The following is a 24566-nucleotide window of genomic DNA, read 5'->3' as shown; positions in this document are numbered from 1 at the left end:
CTTTTTTGTCACCGCTGTCAGGCGGCTTCAGGGTTGAGGTCAGGGAACCCAGCGCATGCCGGCCACCAGGGTTGCGAGGGCGAATTCGATTTCCTTGATGCTATAGAAGCGGCGGCTGGCCAGTTCCCAGCGGTCGATGAAGAACAGTCCGTTGTCGTCGGCCTGAATCGGCGTTTCGACGATATCCCCGTTCTTGGAGTGGTGTAGCAGGTGAATGTCACTGTCCGAGACCTGTTCGATTGTGTAGTGGCCGGGGCTGGCCAGTTTGCTGCGATCGTACGGGCGCATGGCCGCAGGAGGGCGTTTGCCGGGGGTGTCGACGTCCAGGCGAAAATCGATTTTCACCGATGCCCGGTCGCCCACGCCGATCTCGCCTACGTAGCGCGGCCCGGGGTGCACGGCCCGGCCCTGGCCGGCGGCAACGTTGCGCACCTCCAGGGCGACGGCGTTGTTCATCTCGGCTAGGCCGGGGTTGCCCTGGAAGCGGTTGGCGTGGGAACTGCCGACTAATGCCACCCACGGGTGCGGGCCGTTTGCAGCCTGGTCGGCGGCGATGGTCTGGTGGGCGAAGTAGTTCATCAGGCGGGTACGCGACAGGTTGCTGGCGTTGTCCAGGCGCAGGCTCGCCAGGCAGTCGATGGCCCGCACGCGGATGCCGTATTTGGCTGCGGTTTGTACCAGGTTGGTGTAGTTGTAGCGGCTGGCGGGGTCCACCTGGTGGCCGAGGTCCTGCCCCCTGAGGTAGGCCTTGAGGTTGTCGGAGAATATGCGGCTGCGGTGCAGGGCATCGAGGTCGGCCTGGTGCAAGTCGCTGGTGAGCAGCTCCAGGTAGAGGGTCTTGACCTCTTTTTCACGCGCCAGGTACTTCATGTGGTCGATGAGCAAGGCCTTGCTGGCGGTTGCCCGATGCTCTTCGGCGATCACCAGGCCGCGGATGCCGCTGTCGTACACCCGGTCGATAAAAGCTTTGGGCAGCGGCGTGTCGTCCACGGCCGGCAGAGCCACGCGCGGTGGCGGGGCGTAGTCCGTGAAGAAGGTATCGGCCGCTTGGGCCAGTCTCTCGCGGGTGTGTTGGAACGCCGTGAGCGCTTGCCCCTGGTTTGGCTCCTTGTAGATGCCGCTGAAAAAACTTTTGCTGGTTTTAGGTTCGAGCGCATGCAGGGTGTAGAACTCCCTGAATTGGGGTGACAGGTCGAAGTCGCTGAAATGGGCATCGGCTTCGGGTACGGCCGGGCGTGGGGCCGGGCCGGGTTGTGGTGCTGCCTTGTGGTTGGTGGCCAGGCTGAGCTTGAAGTCTGCCTTGGCCTGGGGGTCCAGTGGGATTGCGCCGGGGCTGTCGGGCCAGATCCCGGTGGGTGCGTCGAGGCCGACGTCTTCAATGCGGATGCTGGCGCTCTTTTGCAGGTCGGCGATGCCGGGCACACCGCCATGGCTGTTCATGGCGTGTTGATCGACCAGGGCCACCCAGCGGCCGCCGGGGTTGCTCGCCCGGTCGGCTTCAATAGCCTTGTGGGCGAAGAAGACTTTCATCTGGTGGCGATTGGGCAGGTTCTTGACCTCGTCTGCCAGGACGTAACCCAGGCCGCGCTCGAAGTCATAGCCGCTGGAGACGCCTATGGGGTGTAGGCGAATCTTGTGGGCGTGGGCCGCCTTGAGCAGTTTGCGGTAGGTGTAGGCGCCTTTGGGAATGGCATTTCTGCGGTCCAGGGTATGCAGGAAATCCTTGACCGTGCTTGACGACCACTTTTTTTTGCTCAGGAAACTCTTGAGCTTTTCTCCGTGGAGGTCCTTGAGCAGGAAGTCGATGTACAGCGTGCGGACATCCAGTTTTTGCAGCTCGCCCATGTTGTCGATCAGGTATTTTATGCCGGCCAGGGCGCCCTCGGCGTGGCCCACGACGAGGCCATCGGTTTCAGGGGCCTCGTCGAACCCCCTGCGCAGTATCTGCTCGGCGGTCAGGTTCGGCGGCGGGGCCGGGGTCTCAACCCTGGGCACCAAGGGGGGCAGATCCTTGAAGAAGGCATCGGCGTCCTGGGACAAGGCCTGGCACAGGCTGTTGTATTTGGCGACGTGGGGTGAGGTCATCCTGTGGATCTGGGCATCGGAGTACCCCAAGTAGTCCTGCTCGGGAGGCGTGTAACGGCTGTCGGCGCCCATGCGGATGTCATTCCTGGCTTCATAGGGCCATTCATATTTGCTCAGCGACGTGGTCGGCGGCTGCGGCGCACCGCCCGCGACGCCTGTGCGGACCCACTGCCCGGTGCGGTTACGTTGAGCGAGGATGCCGGTGGAGAGCATTTTCCCGCTGGCCGCGTCATGGCGCAGCAGCAGGTGCCGCCCCAGGCTGTCGGCAGTGATGGGTGCCCACAGTGAGCGGCCGCCATATTGCACAGGTTGCAAGTTGTCGAAGACCGAGGGCGGCGGGTCCAGTTGCTCGACGATGCTGCGGGTCTGGTCTTTGCCGCCGGTGCTGGCGATCTTGAACAAGGGCTTGTGAGCCTGGCTGACGGCCTTGCCGGTCTTGCCAATGGATGCCAGCACGGGGCGCAGGTCGGTGAGGAACGCACCGCCCAGGTTGAGCACGGCACCGATGTAGGCCCCCAGGGCCGCGGCCGAGTCGCCACGGTTGTAGTGATACAGCGCGACCATGGCGTCCTTGAACGCCAGCACGCTGCCTACCACCAGGCTCAGCACCGGGAAGGGGCTGGTGGCCACCGAGAGAATCAGTTCGGCCATGAACTCCACCAACTTGAGGTTGCGCTGCGCCTGGCTGGTGGTGGTGTGCTTGACCTCGGCAATGACGTGGTTGACCGACTGGTCGTAGAACTGGAAGCGCAGGTCGCTCAGCGGTGCGGTGGTGCGGGTGATTTCATCGAACAGGGGCTTGGAATAGACCCCACGTAATTGCGGCCCCATGGCGCTTTTGTACTCGGCCAGTTTGGGCGCGAACCAGCCGCGCTCGGAGGGCACTACCCGGTGCGTGTAGTAATACTCCATGGCATCGAGGTTCTTCAGGCGTTCGTTGAACTCCTTGGCTAGGCGAAAATCCACGCCATCCGGCGCGCCCGGGGTGTAGAGCAACGGTGGGTTCTGCTGGTGTTGGAATACAAAGCAGCCGTGGATGAGCGTGCCGAATATGTGCAGGCCATAGATCCGGTAATTGAGGCGTACCTGGGGGTCGTTGCTGTCCATCGCATCGATGCTGCGTTCCAGCCACGCCTGGTCGCTGCTGGCCAGCACGCCCTGCATCCGGGCAGCCTGGGCGGCCTGTTTCATGCGCAGTTGGTTGAGCACCAACGCACCGTTGCGGCGCAGGCCGTAGTGTTGGTCATGGACATTGAACAAGCGGCTTTCGACCAGGGTGATGTAGTCGTCGGCAAACGAACTGTCGGCCAGGGGTTCGATAACGTTTTGCGGGGTCAGGCGGCTCAGGTCGACGCCGGGTGGGCCCTTGAAGCGAGTGATGTAGTCGATGCCGGGCAGAAAAAAATCGAAATTCTTGTCGTAGCCGTTGCGATACAGAGTCGTGAGGGAGAAGGTCGCATCGCGGGTCACCACGCCTATGTGATCGGGGTCGACCGCTGGCGTCGGGTTGCCCAGCAAGCGGTTGAGAATGGGTGTTGCGCGCTCGTGGACGTAATCGTCGAAGGGTTGCAGCTGCGCCACGGAGCCGGGGCTTTGGGTGTAGGTCTGTTCGGCGCCGATGGCGTGGCAGGTGTAGGTGGTCAGGGCCTGGCGGTCCGCTGCCGAGGCGCTGCGCAGCCAATCCGGAGTGCGGTGCTTGTACTCGTCGGCCTGCATCGCCAATTGCGCGACGGCCATTTGCTTGAGGGTGTCGGCGTGGCTCGCCGGCGGGGTGAAGGTCACCTTGCGGTACTCCTGCACGTCGGGCTTGAACGACAGGGCGTTGAGCATCTCATTCCATTCCGGGCGCACGCGGGTGAGCAACTGGTCGAGCAGGTAGCGGTGCATGCTCGGCGTGTCCGGGTCGGCATGCTTGTCCAGGCTCCAGCCCAGGATGTGCGCCTGGCAGTCGCGCTCACTGTCGAAGGCCAGAAACTGCTCGGCCCGCGGCGCTTGTGGCGTACATAGCAGCACGCGCACGGTCGCACCTTGCGGGTTGGTGTGGCGCAATACCCAGATATCCTTGAGGGGCGAGGCGTTGAGCAGCACGCTGCTGGCCGTGAGGCTGGCATCGGCGCCACTGCGCAGGGCTTCGAACAGTTGGTAGTCGGCCTCGGTGAGGTGGTTTTGCAGGCGCGCGGTGTAGGCCAGCAGCATCAGGCGCGCGTCCAGCAGGGCCGCCGTGGCGCTTTGCACCGTCTGCGAAGCCAGGGCCTGGATTTGCAGGGGGGCGAAATCGATGCGCGGTTGCAGGGCTGGCAGCATTTCGGCCAGGTAGGCGGGTGTCAGGTCTTCGTAGGCCTCGGGCAGCGGTTGGCCGGCATAGGTGATGTGGCTGCGGGTGAGGAAGTCCGAACCCTCCAGCTCATCGCCCTTGAGCAGCCCTTGCAGGGCCAGTTCCGGCAGGCTCAGGGTTTGGCTGTAGACGCCGGCGTTGGGGATGATGCGATCGGTGCTGACCTGCACTTCGTCAGGGTTGAGGTTGTCGATGTCCAGGTCGGCCTCCAGGCGTTGGGTCAGTTGCACGATGGCCAGGGCCTGGGGCGACAGGGCCGGCCCCATGACGGTGAGGACCTCCATGCTTGCCTGGTTGTAGGCCTGGATGCGCTGTGCGACGGTCTCACGCTGTGCTTCGCTGGCGCTGCGGTACCAGTCGGGTGCAGAGAGGCGCACCAGCCGTTCCAGCAGGCGTTGGGCCCGGGCTTGCAGGCGTGACGTCAGGTCCAGCTCGGCGCACCGCACGGCGTCGTCCAGCTCGCTCATGATCTGCTCGGTGCTGGGCTGGGCGAAGGCGAAATCGATGTCCAGACTCTGCTTATGGCGCAGCGCTGCCTCGGTGTGCTCGAACAGTGGTTTGTCGCTGATGGGAGCCAGTTCGAGGGGCCAGATTCCGTCACTGTCCAGGCCTTGATAGCTGCGCGGCAGCAGGCTCAGGAAGGCCTTGCGCGACAGCGGATGCTCCATGCGTTGGCGCAGGTTGCGATCCAGTTGCCTAAGGGACGTGAAGGACTCCAGGCCATGGCGCGGGGTGAACAGCAGCACATCGCCGACCTGGGTATCGGTGTCCAGGGTGGTGACCGCGGTGGTCGCGGTGGTGACCACGAAAGCCCCGGCCCACTCGACGTCCTGGCCTTGATAGGTGAAGCGCAGCGCATACAGGCCCGGGCGCGATTGGGGGCCGCGCAGCAGGTTGTCGACCAGCAGTTGATCGCTGGGGCTGAGCGTCAGGTCCTGCACCCTGAGCGCGGCTTCCGCCTCCAGCGCTTGGCGGTGGGCCTCGAGTACGAATTGGCCATGGGCCTGCCCCGCGTCGGACACTGCTTCGGCGGCCTCGGCGAGGTAGTTGCGCAGGGCCGTCTTGCTGCGTTCAAGCACCAGTGGACGGCTGTCATCGGTGACCGTTGGGGCGCCGACGGACAAGTATTTGAGTTGCGCGTTCTGGAATATCCACAGGTTCTCCTTGCGCAGGCGTTCATTGAGCGCGTTCAGGCGCGTGAGTTCCGGTGAGGGCGTGTCCAGCGGGTGGGCTTGGGCGTCGATGGCACCGAGCTGATGGCCGATTTGCATCAGCCGGGGCTTGAGCTCGGCAGCGGAGAGTTCGGGAAGCGGGGGGGTGAGCCAACTCATTAAGTACATCATCCTTGAGGCGTTAATTGAGCCTTCAAGGGTGCGCAGCCGTGGGCGAACAGGAGCGGTACATAGTTGTAGACGACTGTTGCGGCATGTGCCCCGAGCGTCGAAACGCCGCCCGGGGCGGGCCTGCTTATTGCGGCAACGGTAGGGCGCTGCGGGGCAATACGGTCAGTTCAAGGCGTGAGGGATTGTTCGCCCCCAGGTGCAAAGTGTTGCGTGCGACGCGCGGGTGGCGGGCCTGGCCTTCGGCTTCGCCACTGTTGGGGTTGACGTCGAAGTGCGGGAAGTTGCTGCTGGCGATGTCCAGGCGCAGGCGATGGCCGCGCTGGAACAGGTTGCAGGTGGCAAAGGGTTCGATGACCACTTTGACTCGCTCGCCGGGGGGCAGCAGGGTCGGGGCTTCCCAGGAGTCGCGATAGCGGCAGCGGCGGATGCCATCGGTGATGTTCATTGCAAAGCCTTCGGGGTAATCGGCGCTGGGCGGGTAGACGTCCAGCAGCTTGGCGGTGAAGTCGGTGTCGGGCGCGTCGCTGTCGATCCACAACTCGATGCGCAGGGGGCCGGCGACGATCAGGTCTTCTGTCAGCGGTTCCGTCTGAAAGCTCAGCACGTCATCACGCTCGGCCAGCGGCCGGTTGTCGCCCCGCGTACCGAAGAAGTCGGCCCGTTCGCGCTGGTCGAAGGCACCGCCGACGAACACCGGCGCCCCGGAGGTCAGCGCGCCGCCAATGGTTGGTACGGGGTGGGCGGGGTCGGCGAGGTAGCTCAGGTGCGCCTCGGGTTGCGTGGCCGGGGTGCGGCTCAGGCATTTTTGCTCGGTAAGGTACAGGGTCAGCGGCTCGCTGCCCGACAGGGGCCATTGCTGGCCGTGCAGCCAGCGCCCGCCGTGCTGCAAGCGGCCATTGTGATCCTTGGCGCCGCTGCCGCCCCCCATCATGAACACCTGCACCGACGTTGGGGCGGGTTCGGTGCCAGGTTTGAGGGAGCGCTCGAACCAGTCCAGGCGCGTGCTCAACCAAGTGGCGCCGACCTGGCCGTCGAAGGCCGCCTGCGGGCCGAACTCGACATCGCCGCTGTGGGTGATGTTGCGGTCGCCATGCAACCACGGCCCCATCACCAAACGCTGGGCGCGCTGAGTGTTGGCCTGGAAAGCGGCGTAGTTGGCCAGGGTCGAACTGACGTAGGCGTCATACCAACTGGACATGAACAGCACAGGGATATCCGGCAGGTTGGCGTAGTGGCCCTGGGCGTAGATCCCGGGTTTTTGCCAATATTCGCCGAAACAGCCCTGGCTCCATTGATCCAACAAGTAGGCTTCGTACTCCGGCACATGGCGCAGTGGCGATTGCCCGCTTTGCCAGGGCATGCGCGCGAACCACTCATGGATATCTTCGGCGGCCAGGGCTTGCCCGATGGCCGGGTCGGCCAGGGCCGCCGGGCTTTCCTTGGCCTGGCGCCAGGCCCAGGTGGCTTGCTTGAGCTCGAAGGCACCGCCCTGGCGAATACCGCACTGGAAGGCATTGGCGAAGCCGCCGGAATCCAGGGCCATGCTGCTCAAGCCCGGCGGGTGCAGGCAGGCCATGGCCAGTTGGGTGTGGGCGGCGTAGGACAGGCCCATGCTGCCGATGCGGCCATTGCACCAGGGTTGGGCCATGAGCCAGGCGAGGGTGTCGAAACCGTCCTCGCCTTCGGCGGTGTACTTGGTGAACACCCCTTCAGAGGCGTAGCGGCCGCGGCAATCCTGGAACACGGCGACGAAACCCTGGGCGGTAAAGGCTTGGGCCATGGCCTCGCGGGAAAGGTGCTGGCCGTCGAGCTGCTTCTCGGAGCGTGACGGCTTGCATTTGTCATAAGGGGTGCGCTCGATCACCACCGGCCATGGCCCGGACTTTGGGTCGGGCAGGTAAATGTCGGTGGCCAGATGGACGCCGTCGCGCATGGCGATCATTTGGTTGCGCAAAATAAGCATCGTTGCAGGCACTCGTCTTATAAAAATATGCGGATGTAGCAAGCGGGCTCGCCCGCTTGCTACACAATCGAGGTCAGTAGCCGGTGGTGACGGCGATGGCCAGCAGGACCATGGCCAGCGCGGTGTAGATCAAAAACAGCGGCAGGATGTAACGCGCCCACTGGCCCCAGCCCACTTGCGCGGTGGCCAGCAGTACCAGCAAGCCACTGGAGGTCGGGGTAATCATGTTGGTCAGGCCGTTACCCAGGAGGAAGGCGTAGACGGTGGTCTGCGGGCTGACCCCCGACAACTGGCCCAGCGGCCCGAAGATCGGCATGGTCACGGCAGCCTGGCCGGAGGTGGACGGGATCAGCACATCCAGGCCCAGTTGCGCGAGGAACATACCGTAGGCCGAGACAATCGGGCCGTGGTCGGCGACGACGCTGGCGAGGCTGTTGACGATGGTGTCCAGCACCTGGCCGGTGCTGAGGATGATCTCCACGACAGTGGCCAAACCGATCAACACACCAGCGATCAGCACTTTTTTCATGCCATCGACAAAGGCACTGGCGGCGACGCTGGCGCCCAGGCCGGCGATCACACTGAATACCACGCTGAGCAGTAGGTAGAACGCCGACAGCTCATGGTATTTCCAGCCCCAGCGATTGGAGGCATAGACCATGAAACCGACGCCGCTGCCCAGCACCAACAGGTTGAGCAGGTGGCGTACCGACAACGGTTTGTGCTCGAAACTGATCTGCGCGGTGGCGTCGAAGCCCTGCTTGCGGATGCTCCACAGCACGAACACGATGCCCACCAGCAAGAAGGTGGCGTAGGCGGCGATACGCATGCTCATGCCGCTGAAAATCGGCAGGCCCACCATCGGTTGCGCCACGGACAGCGCCACCGGGTTGGTGATCGAGGCCAGGTAGCCGATTTTTACCGAGATGGTGACGATGGCCAGGCCGATCAGGTTCGACAGCCCCAGGCGATTGGCCATGGCCACCATCAGCGGCACGATCAGGATGAATTCCTTGGCCAGCCCCATAAAGGTACTGCCGGCGGAAAACACCAGCATCAAGGTGGGCACCAGTACGTAGATATTGCCCCGGGTCATCCCCAGCAGCCGCTCCAGCCCGGCGTCGATGGCCCCGGCCTTGTTCAGCACGCCGAACATGCCGCCGATGAACAGCACCATGAAAATCAGCCCGGCGCGTTTTTCGATGCCCTGGGGAATGGCCATGAAGCCTTCCACCAGCGACACGGGGCGCGCCGCATCACCGGCCTTGCGCGGCTCGATGGAGAACAACTGGCTCAGGGAATCGTGTTTTTCCAGCACCTGGTAGGAGCCCGGCACCACCAGGCCATTTTGGCGCTGGAACTTGCCGGAATTGACCGCGTAGGTGAAGGCAATTGCGAGCAGGACGATGCTCAGCAAGATGATGGCCGGGTTGATTTGCTTGCGTTGCCCAATGGCATCCGGCTTGCCGGGCGAGGCCCCGGCGGCGGGTTGGGTGATGGTGGTGTGACGTGGTTCGGTCATGGCGGTGGCCCCGGTTCGCGCCCCGTCTGGCGGGTGTCATGCGCTGTTATTGTTTTGGCTGGTGATGCTTGGTGACGCGGACACTAGGGCAAACGTCGGGGGCCGACAACGTTATGCGTGGAGCGGGTCGGGCTATGCGTTTTCGGGGGTTGATGGCCCATTGCCGAGCTATTTTGTGTGGGCGCTAGCGTGGCTCCCACAAGGGGAGTTCTCCCCTCCAGGGCCCTCCTCAGCGCGTGCCATCGCCCAGGCGATGTTTCAGGTGCTGGGCAAACGCACTGACCACCGGCGAGCGCGCTTCGTCGCGGCGAAACGCCAGGCCGAAGGCATAGGGCAGGGCCGGGCGGAAGGGCCGGGTGACGATGGGCAAGTGGCTGAAATGGCTGGCCAGCAACCCATTGACGATGGACACCCCCAGGCCTTCAGCGACGAAGCTGCACGCGGCGCCCACCGAGTGCACTTCCACCCGCACCTGGGGCGTCAGGTTGGCGGCGCGGAATACCTGGTTCAACTCGGCACGCACCGCCCGTTGGCGGCCCAGCATCACCAGCGGTACATCGTGCAGGTGGCGGGCCTCGATCCATTCGTGGCGGGCCAGCGGGTGGTCGGCGGGCATCACGCATACGCCTTCGCTGTGCAGCAGTGGCTCGGTGTCGAAGTCCGCCAGCTCGGTGGGCAGGCGCACGAAACCCAGGTCGGCGGAGCGGTCCAGCACGGCGCGCTCGATCATGTCGTAGGAGCCGGTGAGCAACTCCACCACGATCTCGTCGTGGCCCTTGAGAAACTCGGCGACGATGCGTGGCAACAACTCCTGGGCCATGCTGGTGGGGACGGCAACCTTGAGCAGGCTCTTTTGCGAGCGGCCGATGCGCAGTTCGTCGGCCAGGCGCTGCACACGCTGCATGCCGTCCACCAGGGCGGCGACTTCGCCGAGCAGTTCGTCGGCTTGCGCAGTGGCCATCAGCCGGCCTTTTTTACGCAGGAACAGGGCAAAGCCCAGGGCCTCTTCGAGCTGGGTCAGTAGGCGACTGACCGCCGACTGGGACAGGCCCAGGCGCGCTGCGGCACCGATGGTGGAGCCGGTAGCCATGATGGCTTTGAAGGCTTCGAGTTGTTTGAGATTCATCCTGGTTGTCCTCTGGTCCGTGTGCCCACAAGCCGTTTTGCGCATAGCCCGATGCGCTTCGCGCATACCGTTGTCCAGGTCAAGGCGAGCCGTTAGTGTCCGCCCCGACACGGCGTTGCGTCCAGCACGACGGCGCCGGCCACTGCCCGATAAAACCGATAAAACGGCACTGAGGAACATCAGCATGCGTGAGCTTTTCACCCCCCGCGGCCTGACCTGTGCAGGCCTGTTGGCGAGCTTCTCGCCGGGCCTGTTGGCCGAGGGATTCTTCGACGACGCCCAGGGCCGACTGACCCTGCGCAACTACTACTTCAACGATGGCTACCGCGACGGTGGCGAAGACCGCAAAGAGTGGGCCCAAGGCTTTTTGCTCAACCTGCAATCGGGTTTCACCCAAGGCACTGTGGGCTTTGGCCTGGATGCCTTGGGGCTGGCCGGGCTCAAGCTTGATTCCAGCCCGACCCACGCCGGCACCGGGCTGTTGCCGGTGCACGATGACGGCCATGCGGCGGACGGTTTTTCCAGCCTGGGCCTGACCGCCAAGCTGCGCTTTGGCGATGCCGTGGTGAAAACCGGCACCCTGCTGCCGAAAATCCCCGTGCTGGTGCAGAACGATGGCCGCTTGCTGCCCCAGACCTATCGCGGCACGCAGATCGAGTACAAGGGCATTTCCGACCTGTACCTGCACGCCGGCCACCTGGACAAGTTCAAACAGCGCAACTCCACCGACAGCGTGGATATTTACCCACAGGGCTACGGCGGCAAAGGCACCGATTTCGACTTCGCCGGGGCTGTGTATAAGTTCACCCCCAACCTCAGCGGCATCTGGTATTACGGGGAAATGCGCGACTTCTACCGGCAGAACTTCCTCGGCCTGGTGCACAAGCAACCCGTGGGCGCGGGTAGCCTGACCAGCGACCTGCGTTACTTCATCAGCGACCAGGCCGGCGAGGCGCGTAGCGGCAAGGTCGATGCCGACATGTTCAGTGGCCTGTTCACCTACCGCCTCGGCGCCCAGTCCCTGGGCCTGGGCTACCAGAAAGTGCGGGGCGACACCGCGCTGCCCTACGCAGCCGTGTCGACGGTGTACTCATTCAGCAACGCCGGCGTGGGCAAGTTCATCCAGGCCGGCGAACAGACCTGGATGCTGCGCTACGACTACGACTTCGCCGCCGTGGTGCCGGGCCTGACGTTTATGACCCGTTACTACAAGGGCGAAAACGGTGAACTCAAGGGCCGCGAAACCCGCGAGTGGGAATCGGACACCCACCTCAAATACGTGGTCCAGAACACCGCCCTCAAAGGCCTGGGCGTGGAACTGCGCAAGGCCACCTACCGCTCCACCTATGCCAGTGACCGCGATAACTACCGGTTGTACCTGACGTACGATGTGGCGCTTTGGTAGTTTCCCTTCCTGCCCGGCGGGGGCCGGGCTTGCGTACGAGGGGGGTCAAGACTGCTCCCATACAAGCCCGTTCCCCAGGTTGGGCGGTGTGCCCGTAAATTTATTTTTGTAGGGCAACCCCTACGCGCTCTTCAGAAAATCCCCCGTAGGCCGATGGCTAGGCGAATGCTGCTCTTAATCTTGCCCATCGGTGCATCCCCCATGTTCAACAAACGCTTGAAGCAGGAGCTCTCGGCTCTTCGCGAAGAACTCTCCAGCCTCCTGCAGGTCAAGGACAGCCTGGAAAGCGAGATGCTGGTCCTGACCCTCGACCCCGAGGGGCGCGTGCAGTCGGTCAACCAGAACTTCCTGGGCGAGATGTTCTACAAGAGCAGCGATTTGTTGGGGCGGCACATCGAGGATTTCGTGCCGGCCCACCTCAAACACGATGAGTTCCACCGCCGCTTCAAGAACGCCCTGACCCGCGGCGAGCATTTTGCCGGGGCGGTGCGCCTGCTGCGCGGCAACGGCCAGGAAGCCTGGCTGCGCTCGATCATGCAGCCGGTACGCGGCTCGCGCGGCGATATCCGGAATTTCTCGATCTACTCCAGCGACCTGACCCGCACCATCGAGGCCTCCCGCGAGCACGAAAACCTGATCGGCGCCTTGGTGCGTTCGACGGCGGTGATCGAGTTCGACCTCAATGGCAACGTGCTCACGGCCAACGAGCGCTTCCTCAGCGGTATGGGCTATACCCTGGCGCAGATCCAGGGCAAGAATCACCGCATGTTCTGTACCCCGGAAGACGCCAACAGCGCCGACTACCAGGCCTTCTGGAAACGCCTGAACGCCGGCGAGTTCGTCGCCGAGCGCTTCAAACGTATCGACAGCCATGGCCGCGTGGTGTGGCTGGAGGCGTCCTATAACCCGGTGGTGGACGCCAACAACAAGCTCTACAAAGTGGTCAAGTTCGCCACGGTGATTACCGACCAGATCAACCAGGAACAAGCGGTGGCCGACGCCGCCAACATCGCCTACAGCACCTCTTTGCAAACCGACAGCAGCGCCCAGCGTGGTACGGCGGTGGTAACCGAGGCCGTGAAGGTGATGCGCGACCTGGCCACCCACATGCAACAGGCCGGGGAAGGCATCGAGGCGCTTAACGCCCAGTCACAGGTGATCGGTAGCATCGTCAAGACCATCAGCGGCATCGCCGAACAGACCAACCTGCTGGCGCTCAACGCCGCCATCGAAGCGGCGCGTGCCGGCGAGCAGGGCCGTGGTTTTGCCGTGGTCGCCGACGAAGTGCGGCAACTGGCCTCGCGCACCAGCAAGGCGACCGAGGAAATCGTCGGCGTGGTACGCCAAAACCAGGACATGGCCCGCGACGCCGTGGCGCTGATGAGCGACGGCATCGTCCAGGCCGAACAAGGCCTGGCCCTGACCGCTGAGGCCGGCACGGTGATCGTGGAAATCCAGGACGGCGCGCAGAAAGTGGTCAGCGCCGTGGGCCAGTTCGCCAACCAACTGTCGACCTGAGCGCCGCGCTGCTAGCGGCCTTCAGCGCCGTTGCATGCGCAACCAGCGCGCCGGCGACAGGCCGTAGGCCTTGCCGAATTGGCGGGTCATGTGGCTTTGGTCGGTGAACCCGGCGTTCATCGCCGCGTCGATCAACGGCAGGCCCTGAAGCAGTGAGGCCCGCACCAGGTCCAGGCGCCGCATGGTCAAGTAGCGATAGGGGCTGGTGCCGAACAGCAAGCGAAAATCCCGCGACAGGCTCCAGCGGTCCCGGCCACTGTGCTCGGCCAATTCCTCCAGGGTCACGGTGCGCTCCAGGGCGCTGTGGATAAACTCCCGCGCCCGTTGCGCTGCCAGGTAATCGAAGCGCTGCTCATTGGCGCGGGTGCCGCCTGCCAGGCTCAGGGCCTGGGCCAGGTCGTAGAGGGCGTCCTGTTCCTGCAACGGGTCGGGGGCATCGTCCAGGCTGCGCAACAAGGCCTCGGTGGCGGCGGCCAGGCGCGGGTCGCTGGACACGCCTTGCTGGATAAACGGCAGGGGCTGGCCGCCAAGGATCTGCTGGATCAGCGCCGGCTCGATGTACATCATCCGGTAGTGGAACCCCGCCTCGGTGCCGGCCTCGCCGTCGTGCAGTTCATCGGGGTGCAGCACCATGGTGGTGCCCGGCAAGCCGTGAAGCCAATCGCCACGGTATTGGAAACTCTGCACGCCCTTGAGGGTGCGGCCGATGGCGTAGGTGTCATGGCGGTGCGGCGCGAAACCGTGGCCGGCGAAAAACGCTTCGATACGCTCCACGCCGCCGCTCGAAGGCGCGCGGTAAACCCAGTCGTGGTGGCGGGGTGGCTTGGCCATGGGGATTCTCCTTGCGCGGTGCCCGCCACGGTAACCTGCGTGGCGCCCTCTGTCAGCAACGCCCGTGATGGGGTAGAAAGGTCAGCCAGATGACTTTCACCATGACAAGGAGCGCCCCGATGACTTTCACTTTCCGCCCGGTAGAGCCCCGTGACTTAACCCGCATTTGCAGCTTTGCCGGCAGCGTGGAAGAACTGTACTTTTTCTTCCCCGCCGCCACCTGGCCCCTGACTGCCGAGCAACTGCAAGACGCCATCGACCAGCGCAGCGACTCCACTGTGATCGAGCAGGCCGGGCAAACGGTGGGTTTTGCCAACTTCTATCAGTGGGAACAACACGGCACCTGCACCATCGGCAACGTCATTGTCGATCCCCAGGCCCGCGGCACTGGCGTGGCCGCCGCGCTGATCCGCCACATGATCGACATCGCCCAGCACAAACACCAGGCTCGGGAAATCACCCTGTCGTGCTTCAACAGCAACGTCGCCGGCCTGCTGCTTTACCCCAAACTCGGCTTCACCCCTTACGCCATCGAAGAACGCGCCAACAAACAGGGGGAGCGAGTGGCGTTGGTGCATTTGCGATATGCCAAGGCCTGAGCGGGGTAGGAGCGAGCCGCCAGCCAAATCACCGACAAACCGGTGGGAGCAACTGTCTTATCCCTACCCTTTGTCACCGTCACTCAGTGCTGCCATCGCGAGCAGGCTCGCTCCCACAGAGGAGAAATCACCGTTCAACTGTGGGAGCGGGCCCGCCCGCGATGGGGCCCTGTCGGCTGCTCGCGATGCGGGCTCCCACACCCGTTCAATCCCCCAATGCCGCGCCTTCGCGCCGTGGGTCGGCGCCGCCGGATAGGGCGGGGCGGCCTTGGTTGTCTTGTACGCGCCGGATGGCTTGGGTGCCGCTGGTCATGTCGATCAGGTTGAGCTCATGGCCGCGGGCTTTGAGGGCTTTGGCCAGGTCGGGGCTGAACTGGCCCTGTTCCAGTTCGGTGGCGCCGTTGCGGCTGCCGAAGTTGGGCAGGTTGATGGCGGTTTGCGGGTCGAGGTTCCAGTCGAGCATCGCCACCAGGGACTTGGTCACGTATTCGATGATTTGCGAGCCGCCCGGCGAGCCGACGGTGGCGAGGAACTGCCCGCTGGCGCGGTCGAACACCAGGGTGGGGGCCATGGAGGAGCGCGGGCGTTTACCCGGCTCGACGCGGTTGGCCACGGGTTGGCCGTTTTCCTGGGGGATGAACGAGAAGTCGGTCATCTGGTTGTTGAGCAAAAAGCCCTCGACCATCAGGTGCGAGCCGAACGCCGCTTCCACGCTGCTGGTCATCGACACCGCGCCGCCCTGGTCGTCCACCGCCACCACTTGTGAGGTGGAGATGCGCAGCGGCGAGCGGTCCGTCGCGTAGGCCACTTGCACCCCGACCGGGTTGCCGGGGCGGGCCGTGCCCATGCTGCGCTCGCCGATCAGCGCGGCGCGCCGGGCCAGGTAATCGGGGGCGAGCAGGCCGGTCACCGGCACGGGTACAAAGTCGCTGTCGGCGATGAACTGGGCGCGGTCGGCGTAGGCCAGGCGCTGGGCTTCGGCGATCAGGTGCACGGCCTCGGGCGCAGGTTCCAGGCCCAGCGGCGTGTCGGCGGTACGGGGCGCCAGGGCGGCGAGGGCCAAGCGCGGGTCGCGCTGCTCCAGGGCCTGCAAGGTGCCGAGGATCTGCGCCACGGCGATGCCGCCCGCGGACGGCGGCGGCATGCCGCACACCTGCCAGCGTTTGTAGTCGCTGCACAGGGGCGTGCGCTCCACGGCGGTGTAGGCGCTCAGATCGGCCAAGGACAGGCTGCCGGGGTTGGCGTGGCGCTGCACCTGGTTGACGATTTGTTCCGCGAGGACGCCGCGGTACAGGGCATCGGGGCCTTCGCTGGCGATGCGCGCCAGCACCTTGGCCAGGGCCGGGTTTTGCAGGCGCGTGCCCACGGCTTTGGGGCTGCCGTCGGCGTTGAGGAAGTAGGCCGCCATCTGCGGCGAACCCGGCAAATGCGGGTCGCTAGCGATCAGGGTGTGCAGCCGTGGGGAAATGGCGAAGCCGTTGCGGGCCAGCTCGATGGCCGGTTCGAACAGCCGCGCCCAGGGCAGGCGCCCGTGTTTGTCGTGGGCCATTTTCAGCGCCCGCAACACGCCGGGCGTGCCCACCGAACGCCCGCCAATTTGGGCTTGGGCGAAGGTCATGGGTTTGCCGTCGGCGCGCAGGAACATCTCGCCGGTGGCCCCCGCCGGCGCGGTTTCGCGGCCATCGTAGGCGCGCACCTGCTGGCCGTCCCACAGCACGATCAACGCCCCGCCGCCAATGCCGGAGGATTGCGGCTCCACCAGGGTCAGCACCGCTTGCATGGCAATGGCGGCGTCGATGGCCGAGCCGCCCTCGCGCAGCATCTGCCGCCCCGCCTCGGCGGCCAGTGGGTTGGCGGCTGCGGCCATGTGCTTGGTGGCGTGCTGTGAGCGCAGGTCGCTGCGATAGCCCGAAGGCACTTCCGGCGGTAAATCGTGGGAGGCCGGGGCGTGGCAAGCGCCGAGGGTGATGACGCCCGTGGCGAGCAGGGTCAGAGCCGACAGGCGCCAGTGGCGCAGGAAAAGGGCTTGGGACACGGGGCGCTCCATGCGTGGGGAAGAGGGCTGCGGCGAAGGGGCAATGTAGCGGCGTGGGGCCAGCGGTGCAACGCGGGCCTGGGCCTGGGATGTGCTTAAATCCCCGGCCTACCCACTTTCGGAGTGCTGCACATGGAAGCTCAAAAACGCCCGGACGAATGCACCGGCATGGACGATATCCGCCACGAGATCGATGCCCTGGACCGCGCCGTGATTGCCCTGCTGGGCCAGCGGTTCCAATACGTGCTCGCCGCCTCGAAATTCAAGACCAGCGCCACCTCGGTGCGCGCCCCGCAGCGCTTGCAGGCGATGCTGCTGCAACGCCGGCAATGGGCTGAAGCCGAAGGCTTGAGCGCCGATGCCATCGAAAAACTCTACAGCGACCTGGTGGGCCATTTCATCGCTGAGGAAATGAAGCATTGGCAAACCGCTGGTGGCGCGGGGGCCTGATGGCGTATACCTGGCGCGCCACCGAGAGGCGTGGCCGCACTGACCAATAAGGAAATGGACATGTTCAGGTTCTTGAACCTCACCGAGCCACCGCACACCCCTTCGTTTCGCCATGGCGGCTCCGTTAACGGAGCCATGGGTGCCTGGGCGCTGAAAAAACTGGCGCTCAATCGAAAGGGGTTTGTCGCATGTCCAAAGAAATATTCGCAGCTTCTGCTCTAGGCCTGATGGTCTTGGGCGAGTTTTGCATCATCTACAGCGAGGTCGCGGTGGCCCGGTTGGCCCAGGCGGGCAGCACCTCGTGGGAGACGTTGACGTTTCCCGTGCTGCTGGCCTGTTTTTCCGGGTTGTGCCTGATGGCGGCGTATTGGCTGGGGTATCGGGCGGTGGGCGATATCTGGCTGGTGACGGTGGTGTCGGTCACTTCGCTGCTGATGCTCGAGCCGCTGGTGATCTGGTCGATGTTCCACGAGATGCCCGGGCGCGGCGAGCTGATCGGTTTCTGCCTGGGGGCTTTGGGGCTGGTGGCGGCGGTGTTTTTGTAGGTTCGACGATGAACTGAGGCACTGCACCTGTGGGGGCGGCATGGCTGCTGGCCGCACTGGCCTTATCGCGGGCGGGGCCCGCTCCCACGGGGTTGCTCAATGGCCCGCCAGTTGCTCTTTCAAGTAATGCACTGCCCGTTGCGTGGCGGGGCGGGTGTCGCCATGGGCCACGGCGACGTGCCAAGTGAAGGGGAAACCCTGCTCGCCGATGGGGCGCACCACCAGGCCTTGTTCGTCGCCACGCAGCAGGCGCCGGGGCAGCAGGCTCATGCCCATGCCGGCGCGCACCAGGGCGATGATGGCGGGGATGTCCTGGATGTGCTGCAACGAACCCAACTCGATCTTCTGCGGGTGCAGGTAGCGCCGGTACAGGTACGACTGCTCCAGCTCGAAGTGGTAGAGCAACGCCTGCCCGGCCAGGTCTGGCGCCTGCAACCAGGGGCGGTGGGCGAGCGCGTGCCCCGGTGGCAGGATCGCCACCAGTTCATCGGCGTTGAGGGCGTGGAAGTCGATCTCGCTTGCGGGGCTGGTTTCACCCAGGATCACCAGGTCGCTGTCGCCTTGTTGCAGGCTGTAGAGCAGGTCGGGCACCTGCTTGACCTGCACGTTGAGGTGGGGGAACTCCTCGCGCATCTGCGCCAGCCACGCCGCCAGCCAATCGGCGTGGTGCAAGGGGTCGATGCTCAGGCGCAGGCGCCCGGCGTCGCCTTTGCCGTAGCGCTTGAGGTAGTCGTCGAGCACCGCTACATCGCCGAGGATGCGCTGGGCATGTTGGTTGAACGCCGCGCCCGCCTCGGTGGCGATCATCGCTTTGCGGGTGCGCTGGAACAGCGCAAAGCCCAGGCGATCCTCCAACTCGGCCAGTTGTTTGCTCAGGGCCGGTTGGGAGATGAACAACTGCTGCGCCGCCCGGGTCAGGTTGCGGGTGGCGCAGATGCTTTGCACCAGTTGCAGGTGCTTGATTTCCAGACGCATGCACAGGCTCCTTGCAGGGTGCGCGAGGGCCTTATCTTGTTGAGCGGTGCGCGCCGGAGCAAGCGGGGAATCGGCCCTAGTCCAGCAATCGTGCGGGGATCAAGTCTGTGCGCCGATCGCCCAGGCTGCGGATGGCTACCTTACAGCCGCCGGTGACGCTGGGGTCGGCCCGCGATTGCAGCACCACCATTTGCCCGCCGATGTGCCTGAGGATGGCGCGGTCGTATTCCATCAAGCGGTGGCAGGCCGCGACATCGCCGCTGCCTTGCAGGGAGCAGGGGAAGTGGATGTCGCAGTAAGCGGTGTCGTCTTCGACCCGCTCGATCACCCAGAACCGCGGCAGGCCAAACAGCCGCTGCCATTCGCGGGCAATTGCCAGGGCGCCTTGCTGGCGGCGCCCGTGGTGCTTGCACCACACCCACAGCGCCAGGGCGCGGGCGATCCAGCGGGTGCGCCAGTGCCAGCCTGTACGCGCCAACGGCCCGGTAAAACCGTTGACGCGGCGGTAGAGGGCGATCTGTTTTTGTTCGGCATCGGGCGCGGTGCAGTGAAGCGGTGGGCGAGCCATGCAGGTCTTCCTTGAAAGGTGAACACCTGAGCGATGCTAAGCAGGGTTTGGCGCGGCGTAAAAGCACCATTGCGCATGCCGACGATTCCCTGGGGTTATGCTGGCGCCGGTTTGAACGGTGCAAGATTTTTCGCGGCAAACTTAAAATAGAATCATTCCTATTTTGTTTGGCTCCGATGAAGCTATTCAAGCCTATAAGTGATAAGCCTTTATAAGTTTGTACGAGGTTACAGATAGCACCAAAGAAATTATCAAGATCATTACGCTCCAATACAACATCGTCAGCTGCCGCTTAAGTGGCTCGGGGAATTTTTTTAAATCTTCAGGGCTAACTCCGCCACGCCTTGCGTACAGTTTGGGGAATGTAAGGAACCCTGAAATGCCTCCAATTAAAAGTAACCTACCCCATGGGCCACCATGCTTGAGCGGAGCTAAAGCCATCACCGAAGAACTGTTTTTAAGGTGCTCAAGCATTGTATCCATCTTGGTGTAGGCCATATGCAGGGCGATTGCGATCCACATATACATGCAAACGAGCACGAAGCCGCATAGATAGCCTGCAACAAGCGCAGAAGTCGTCATTTGATACTCTCGTAGATGATGTCGCCAATGAGTTCTCCCGCAGCTTCACCAAACACGCCGCCTGCATATGATCCAACGCCGACCGCAACGACACCGCATGCTAAAAAAGCTAAACCTCCAGTTGGTACCCCCAACCCCACACAAAGACTTCCTACAACTGGAGTCAAAAACGCACTTACTGTTGCCCCACCTCCAATCCCGCCGAAAAAACTCCCCGCCTCAGTGAACTTCACCCGCTCGCAAGCCCCGACATTACCTGCCGTGCACACATCTTGAACGTTCATATAAGACGCTCCCCCTCCAACGGCAGTGCCTATCCAGCCACCGTACTTGATGACTTTGGCCGCTTTGGCAACACCTTCGATGTGGGTGGCGTATCCAGGTATTTGTTGAGCGGCTCCGGCCTTGGTCCAATGGTGAACCAGGCTTCGGCTGGAAATTCCCAACGCGCTTTTCAAGTTTGGGTGATCCGGGAAGCCAATGCCCTTTCGCGTTAAAGCGGTGAGGTGGGTATTGAACTTTGCAAGCAGCCGTTTACGTTCAGCAAAAAACGCTGGCGAGTGCAAATGTCCATCTGCCTGGAATGTGCGTTGGTGCAATAACTCGATATCGTGCAGAACAGTTTTAATATCCTCCAAATGCTTGGCGAACATGACTTCGCCGATCCCGATAGCCGTCGAGCCTCTGGCCAGAAAGTTCTCGATTTCTTCACGGTGCTGAGCCATAAAGTCCGCCTCATCCGCACTAAGGAGTTCGAGGGCTTCATGGGTCTTGGCCGCAGCGTCCATCAGCAACGCCTCTTCACGGCTGCATTGAAAGTTGCTCGGGTCGCTGAGCACAATCATTGAGCCTGCTTTTACGTCCCCTGGATGCGGGTTGAGCAGTTGAAATTTGTTCATCACCGCCGGATCGGGCACGGGGAATAGCGACGCCTCCAGTGCTTGGCGGGTCATGCTTTTGGGCACCACAAAGAAGCCAGGTTCCTGGCCCCCTAGACGGTGGAATACCGTTGTAGCCGATTGATTTGCCGGGGTGAAACCGGATTGGGGCGACACGACCGGGCGTTCAGCTACAGGTGCGGGGGCTGGTTGAGCAGAACTTCTGTTCGCCTGCGGGGCGAAGCTCTCGTAGGTGGCCGTATATATCGACGGAATCAGTTTGGCTTGGCAGGGGCAACTACTGTAGCTGTCGAGGGTGCCAGCCATAAGTTTGCCATGGCTATTAATGTAGGAAATGCCGCCGACTATCTGATAAATCCCCCCGTGCCTTCCACAAGAAACCAGATCGCCTTCGCGAGCATGGAGTAGACCAAACAGTGTGACTCTGTCATCCCCGGTGAGAACTTGGCCGCCGCAAGTCGTGTGGTCGCCTAAGCCAATGAAATAACCTTCTTTCATTTTTTCCCAATTCGTTCGGTCAAGGCCCATATGTTTCAGGCGCTAATAATCGACAGCCTCGAGTTAACTCAAGTTGTGTGGCGCTGAATATTAATGAAAGTGCTTCATGCCTCATGCTTTAGCGATTCAAGGGCAGGCAGAAAATCCTCGGCCTTTGATACGCCGACCCGGCCAATGATTAGGCAGCGGTCTTGAAGGGTGTTAATGATCTCATCGCCATTACTTAGGTAACTGCCGACCAGTGCGACGTGGCTGTATTGTTCCCCTGCCGCCGTTACGATTTGCGCCGTACTGCCATCGGGATACACAACGCGGTCGCCTTTTTGCGCGGCCTTTACTTTCTGGCCGTTATCCAAGGTAAAGGCCATTGGCGACGTTGCCTGTTGGACTACGCCACCCCTACGGGTTTGGCTACCCTCGGTTGCCACCCGGTAAATCGCACTAGGCGGGTGAGATTCTTTATAGGCCTGTTGTTGATTAATCATAGCCAGGGCTTGCTCGTTGAGGTCGGCAAGTTGCTGTTGTGTGAAGGACGAATTGTCCAGGTTGCTGAGCAATTCAAGGGAAGTTTCGTTGGTATACATTTTTATTATCCGGACTCAAGTTCACTGAGTTGGGGTTATCGCTAACTCAGTGAGAAGGCTATCTGATGATTGATGTTGCAGGCCGCACCTTGAGTCCTGAGTTTGTAGGAAGTAAATAGGCTGTTTCCTAAGATGATGTCGCCAATAAGAGCAAGGCGAGTCGGTAGTTTCGCGGTATTGCTCGCCGAGGATGGGTGGGGTGTAACGGCCTGATCGCGAGCAGGGCTCGCTCCCACTTGCAGGTTTGGCTGCAATGCCTTGTGGGAGCGGGCCGGGCTGGGTCAGAAGTCCCAGCGGGTGGTGACCATCACGTTGCGCGGGTCGCCGTAGTACGCCGTGTTATAGAAGCCGATGTTGGTGTAGTAGTACTTGTCGAACAGGTTGTTGACGTTCAGCGCGGTGGAGAGGTGGTCGCTGATCTGGTATTTGGCCATCACGTCCACCAGCCAGTAGGCGTCCTGGGAGAACTCTTCGTTGCGGCCTTTGGGGCGGTTGTACACCTCTTGCCAATTGCCGCCCTGCCAGCGCGCACCGCCGCCGAGGGTCAGGCGATCCAGTGGGCCTTTGAAGCGGTACGAGGTGTAGAAGCTGACCTGGTCCTGAGGCTCCCAGGTGGACAGTTGCGCGCCATGTTCGTCGCGGATCAGTTTGTGGGTGTAGCCGGCCTGGGCCTGCCAGCCTGGCGCCAGTTCGCCGGACATCTCCGCTTCAAAGCCCTTGGTGGTGGCTTTCATACCTTGGGTGGCGTAGTCGAACGAGGGGTCGGTGGGCGCCGCGTTGTATTCGGCATCCGGTTCGGCGCGGTTGGTTTCGTGGATTTCAAAGTAGGCCAGGCTGGTGTTCAGGCGCCCCTCGAGGAACTCGCCCTTAATCCCCACTTCGTAGTTTTTGCCTTCGTCCGGTTCCAGCAGTTTCTGGTTGCGGTCGCGGTTGTAGACCTGCGGCATAAAGATGCTGGTGTAACTGGCGTAGGCGGTGAAGTTGTCGTTCAGGTCGTAGGTGAGTGCGGTGTAGGGCACCAGTTTGCCGGTTTCGGTGGAGTCGTTGCTGCCGGTCAACCAGTAGTTGGCCACGCGCATGCCCAGGAACAGGTTCAAGTCATCCGTCAGGTTGAAGCGGGCGGTGGTGTAGCCGGCGGTCTGGCGGGTGGTTTCATCGATGATGCGCGTAGGCTTGCCCCAGTTCGGCTCGGGGAAGTTGCCGTCGAAGTGCCAGAAGTCCACCACCTTATTGCCGTTGACGTAGGTGGGTTTGCCGTAGTCCTTGCCGTTCCAGTGGGAATTGGACGCGGAGGCGCCGACCACCAGTTCATGCTCGCGGCCCAACAGGCTGAAGGGGCCGCTGGCGTAGATATCGCCGGAGTCGGACCGGGTGTCGCCGGTGAATTTGTTGGCGTAGATCGCCGACAGGCCGGTGGCCGGGTCCGGGCCCAGTTCCACGGAGCCCAAGGGCGCGTCATAGCCGTTGAGCTGGTGGGTGTATTGGCCCTTGACCACCCAACCGTTGGCGAAGCTGCGTTCAAGGGTGGCGAAGACGCTTTGGGTGTACTGCTCCCATTTGCTCCATTTCGCGCCGTTGTTGTACGAGCGGCGCACGTCCAGGCGTTCGCCCTTGCGGTCGAACAGGTTGCGGCTGCCGGACCAGCCCGCGCTGGTGGGGTCGCTGTTCTGGTAGTCGGCGCCGATGGTCAGCAGGGTGTCTTCACTGAGGTCGGCTTCCAGCGTGGCGAAGTAGACCTGGGTCTGGCGCTCGTAGCGGTCCATGAACGAGTGCTTGTCCTGGTACGCCGCCACGGCGCGGCCGCGCAGGTTGCCGGTTTCGGTCAACGGGCCGCTGACATCGACCTGGGAGCGGTAGTTGTCCCAACTGCCGGCGCCCAGTTCGACGCTGGCCTGGAACTCGCGGGTGGGCTTTTTGCGGATCAGGTTGATGGTCGCTCCCGGTGCGCCGGCGCCGGTCAGCAGGCCGGTGGCGCCCTTGAGGATTTCTACCCGGTCGTAGATGGCCATGTCGCTGAGGGTCTGGCCCGAGGAGTAGGCCGAGTTGCGCAGGGTGGGGATGCCGTCGTACTGGAAGTTTTCCACCGAGAAGCCGCGGGCGTAGTAGTTGTTGCGCTCGCTGTCGAAGGTGGAGACGGTGATGCCGGGGGTGTGGCGCATCACGTCGTCGATGGAGGTGAGGGCGAAGTCGTCCATGTTCTGGCGCGTGACCACGGTGATGGACTGCGGCGTTTGCCGGGGCGTGAGTACCAGGCGCGTGGCGGTGGCGATGGTGCCCGGCGTGTAGGAGCCGCTGCCTTCGGTGATGGTGCCCAACTGGTTGGCGGTGACCTGGGTGGCGCTCAGCGCCAGGGTGCCGGCCGCGGGCGGCAGGCTTTCCAGGGCGAAACCATCGGCGCCGGCGCGGGCCACCAGGCCGGTGTCGCCCAGCACTTGGGCGAAGCCCTCAACCACGCTGTAGTTGCCGCGCACGCCAGGGCTGGTGAGCCCGGCCACTTGCCGCGACTCAAAGGCAATCGGCGCGCCGGCTGCCTGGGTGAAGCGGCTCAGCACTTCGCCGAGGGGGCCGGGGGCGATGTCGAAGGTCTGGACTTGCTGTTGCGCGTAGGCAAGGGCCGGCAACGCTAGCGGCAGGCAGCCCAGCAACAGGCGGCTGGCCAGCAGCAGGCCGCCACGGGTAGGGGTTGAGGACATGAGGTCGGTG

17 protein-coding genes and 1 pseudogene are annotated in these 24566 nt (G+C 63.3%); 6 read left to right on the top strand and 12 right to left on the bottom strand.

What is annotated here, in order from left to right:
- Window positions 1-39: 39 nt before the first annotated feature.
- The 4 genes from AC19YT_RS16505 to AC19YT_RS16490 form a co-directional block, all read right to left on the bottom strand.
- A complete protein-coding gene (locus AC19YT_RS16505; protein ID WP_500610633.1) occupies window positions 40-5751 on the bottom strand; it encodes a membrane-targeted effector domain-containing toxin in 5712 nt (1903 codons plus the stop codon).
- A 136-nt stretch (window positions 5752-5887) separates the two neighbouring features.
- Window positions 5888-7726 carry a CocE/NonD family hydrolase gene (locus tag AC19YT_RS16500; RefSeq protein WP_500610632.1) on the bottom strand — a complete coding sequence of 613 codons (1839 nt, stop codon included), beginning with the start codon at window positions 7724-7726 and terminating at the stop codon, window positions 5888-5890.
- 73 nt (window positions 7727-7799) lie between these two features.
- Window positions 7800-9248: a YfcC family protein gene (locus AC19YT_RS16495; RefSeq protein ID WP_500610631.1), complete on the bottom strand. Its 1449-nt coding sequence runs from the start codon at window positions 9246-9248 to the stop codon at window positions 7800-7802.
- Between the two features lie 229 nt (window positions 9249-9477).
- Window positions 9478-10374 (bottom strand): LysR family transcriptional regulator, encoded by an 897-nt coding sequence (locus AC19YT_RS16490; RefSeq protein ID WP_095107771.1) that lies wholly within the window; start codon window positions 10372-10374, stop codon window positions 9478-9480.
- A 184-nt stretch (window positions 10375-10558) separates the two neighbouring features.
- Here AC19YT_RS16490 and AC19YT_RS16485 point away from each other — a divergent pair, with 184 nt between their 5' ends.
- From AC19YT_RS16485 to AC19YT_RS16475, 3 genes and pseudogenes are all read left to right on the top strand, one after another.
- Window positions 10559-11779, top strand: a complete 1221-nt coding sequence (locus AC19YT_RS16485; RefSeq protein WP_095107772.1) for an OprD family porin — start codon at window positions 10559-10561, stop codon at window positions 11777-11779.
- Window positions 11780-11932: 153 nt separating this feature from the next.
- A pseudogene (locus tag AC19YT_RS16480) lies at window positions 11933-12709 on the top strand (PAS domain-containing protein); the annotation flags it as partial.
- A 156-nt stretch (window positions 12710-12865) separates the two neighbouring features.
- On the top strand, window positions 12866-13297 hold the full coding sequence (locus AC19YT_RS16475) for a methyl-accepting chemotaxis protein (RefSeq protein WP_500610652.1): 432 nt from the start codon (window positions 12866-12868) through the stop codon (window positions 13295-13297).
- 21 nt (window positions 13298-13318) lie between these two features.
- Here AC19YT_RS16475 and AC19YT_RS16470 read toward each other — a convergent pair whose 3' ends face one another.
- Window positions 13319-14128 carry an AraC family transcriptional regulator gene (locus AC19YT_RS16470; RefSeq protein ID WP_500610630.1) on the bottom strand — a complete coding sequence of 270 codons (810 nt, stop codon included), beginning with the start codon at window positions 14126-14128 and terminating at the stop codon, window positions 13319-13321.
- Window positions 14129-14247: 119 nt separating this feature from the next.
- On the opposite strand from AC19YT_RS16470, the gene AC19YT_RS16465 reads away from it, so the two are divergent.
- Entirely contained in the window at window positions 14248-14727 is a 480-nt protein-coding gene (locus tag AC19YT_RS16465; protein ID WP_500610629.1) for a GNAT family N-acetyltransferase, read from the top strand.
- Window positions 14728-14932: 205 nt separating this feature from the next.
- On the opposite strand, the gene ggt is transcribed toward AC19YT_RS16465, so the two are convergent.
- Complete coding sequence (ggt, locus tag AC19YT_RS16460; protein ID WP_500610628.1) at window positions 14933-16762, bottom strand: gamma-glutamyltransferase; 1830 nt, start codon at window positions 16760-16762, stop codon at window positions 14933-14935.
- Between the two features lie 132 nt (window positions 16763-16894).
- On the opposite strand from ggt, the gene AC19YT_RS16455 reads away from it, so the two are divergent.
- Complete coding sequence (locus tag AC19YT_RS16455) at window positions 16895-17212, top strand: isochorismate lyase (RefSeq protein ID WP_500610627.1); 318 nt, start codon at window positions 16895-16897, stop codon at window positions 17210-17212.
- A gap of 227 nt (window positions 17213-17439) precedes the next feature.
- Complete coding sequence (locus AC19YT_RS16450) at window positions 17440-17757, top strand: hypothetical protein (protein ID WP_095107776.1); 318 nt, start codon at window positions 17440-17442, stop codon at window positions 17755-17757.
- A gap of 96 nt (window positions 17758-17853) precedes the next feature.
- Here the strand turns inward: AC19YT_RS16450 and AC19YT_RS16445 are convergent, their stop codons facing one another.
- From AC19YT_RS16445 to AC19YT_RS16420, 6 genes are all read right to left on the bottom strand, one after another.
- Window positions 17854-18732 carry a LysR family transcriptional regulator gene (locus AC19YT_RS16445; RefSeq protein WP_500610626.1) on the bottom strand — a complete coding sequence of 293 codons (879 nt, stop codon included), beginning with the start codon at window positions 18730-18732 and terminating at the stop codon, window positions 17854-17856.
- A 76-nt stretch (window positions 18733-18808) separates the two neighbouring features.
- Window positions 18809-19300 carry a hypothetical protein gene (locus tag AC19YT_RS16440; RefSeq protein WP_500598994.1) on the bottom strand — a complete coding sequence of 164 codons (492 nt, stop codon included), beginning with the start codon at window positions 19298-19300 and terminating at the stop codon, window positions 18809-18811.
- Window positions 19301-19492: 192 nt separating this feature from the next.
- Window positions 19493-19882: a hypothetical protein gene (locus tag AC19YT_RS16435; protein WP_500598996.1), complete on the bottom strand. Its 390-nt coding sequence runs from the start codon at window positions 19880-19882 to the stop codon at window positions 19493-19495.
- The gene (locus tag AC19YT_RS16430; protein ID WP_500610625.1) at window positions 19879-21279 is read right to left on the bottom strand and encodes a PAAR domain-containing protein; all 1401 of its coding nucleotides are present in this window, start codon (window positions 21277-21279) and stop codon (window positions 19879-19881) included. The genes AC19YT_RS16435 and AC19YT_RS16430 overlap by 4 nt, the downstream gene beginning before the upstream one ends.
- A 104-nt stretch (window positions 21280-21383) precedes the next feature.
- A complete protein-coding gene (locus AC19YT_RS16425; RefSeq protein WP_500599001.1) occupies window positions 21384-21863 on the bottom strand; it encodes a hypothetical protein in 480 nt (159 codons plus the stop codon).
- 281 nt (window positions 21864-22144) lie between these two features.
- The gene (locus AC19YT_RS16420; protein ID WP_500610624.1) at window positions 22145-24556 is read right to left on the bottom strand and encodes a TonB-dependent siderophore receptor; all 2412 of its coding nucleotides are present in this window, start codon (window positions 24554-24556) and stop codon (window positions 22145-22147) included.
- Between the last annotated feature and the right edge of the window lie 10 nt (window positions 24557-24566).

The sequence above is a fragment of the Pseudomonas sp. MF08875 genome (assembly GCF_059862525.1).
Note: the sequence above shows the minus strand (reverse complement) of the source record. Positions and strands in the feature narration are given on the sequence as shown.

Bases quoted from the DNA above. Each gene is read 5' to 3' on its own strand.
- AC19YT_RS16505 (WP_500610633.1), bottom strand. From the start codon at position 5,751: ATGAGTTGGCTCACCCCCCCGCTTCCCGAACTCTCCGCTGCCGAGCTC.
- AC19YT_RS16500 (WP_500610632.1), bottom strand. From the start codon at position 7,726: ATGCTTATTTTGCGCAACCAAATGATCGCCATGCGCGACGGCGTCCAT.
- AC19YT_RS16495 (WP_500610631.1), bottom strand. From the start codon at position 9,248: ATGACCGAACCACGTCACACCACCATCACCCAACCCGCCGCCGGGGCC.
- AC19YT_RS16490 (WP_095107771.1), bottom strand. From the start codon at position 10,374: ATGAATCTCAAACAACTCGAAGCCTTCAAAGCCATCATGGCTACCGGC.
- AC19YT_RS16485 (WP_095107772.1), top strand. From the start codon at position 10,559: ATGCGTGAGCTTTTCACCCCCCGCGGCCTGACCTGTGCAGGCCTGTTG.
- AC19YT_RS16475 (WP_500610652.1), top strand. From the start codon at position 12,866: ATGCGCGACCTGGCCACCCACATGCAACAGGCCGGGGAAGGCATCGAG.
- AC19YT_RS16470 (WP_500610630.1), bottom strand. From the start codon at position 14,128: ATGGCCAAGCCACCCCGCCACCACGACTGGGTTTACCGCGCGCCTTCG.
- AC19YT_RS16465 (WP_500610629.1), top strand. From the start codon at position 14,248: ATGACTTTCACTTTCCGCCCGGTAGAGCCCCGTGACTTAACCCGCATT.
- AC19YT_RS16455 (WP_500610627.1), top strand. From the start codon at position 16,895: ATGGAAGCTCAAAAACGCCCGGACGAATGCACCGGCATGGACGATATC.
- AC19YT_RS16450 (WP_095107776.1), top strand. From the start codon at position 17,440: ATGGTCTTGGGCGAGTTTTGCATCATCTACAGCGAGGTCGCGGTGGCC.
- AC19YT_RS16445 (WP_500610626.1), bottom strand. From the start codon at position 18,732: ATGCGTCTGGAAATCAAGCACCTGCAACTGGTGCAAAGCATCTGCGCC.
- AC19YT_RS16440 (WP_500598994.1), bottom strand. From the start codon at position 19,300: ATGGCTCGCCCACCGCTTCACTGCACCGCGCCCGATGCCGAACAAAAA.
- AC19YT_RS16435 (WP_500598996.1), bottom strand. From the start codon at position 19,882: ATGACGACTTCTGCGCTTGTTGCAGGCTATCTATGCGGCTTCGTGCTC.
- AC19YT_RS16430 (WP_500610625.1), bottom strand. From the start codon at position 21,279: ATGAAAGAAGGTTATTTCATTGGCTTAGGCGACCACACGACTTGCGGC.
- AC19YT_RS16425 (WP_500599001.1), bottom strand. From the start codon at position 21,863: ATGTATACCAACGAAACTTCCCTTGAATTGCTCAGCAACCTGGACAAT.
- AC19YT_RS16420 (WP_500610624.1), bottom strand. From the start codon at position 24,556: ATGTCCTCAACCCCTACCCGTGGCGGCCTGCTGCTGGCCAGCCGCCTG.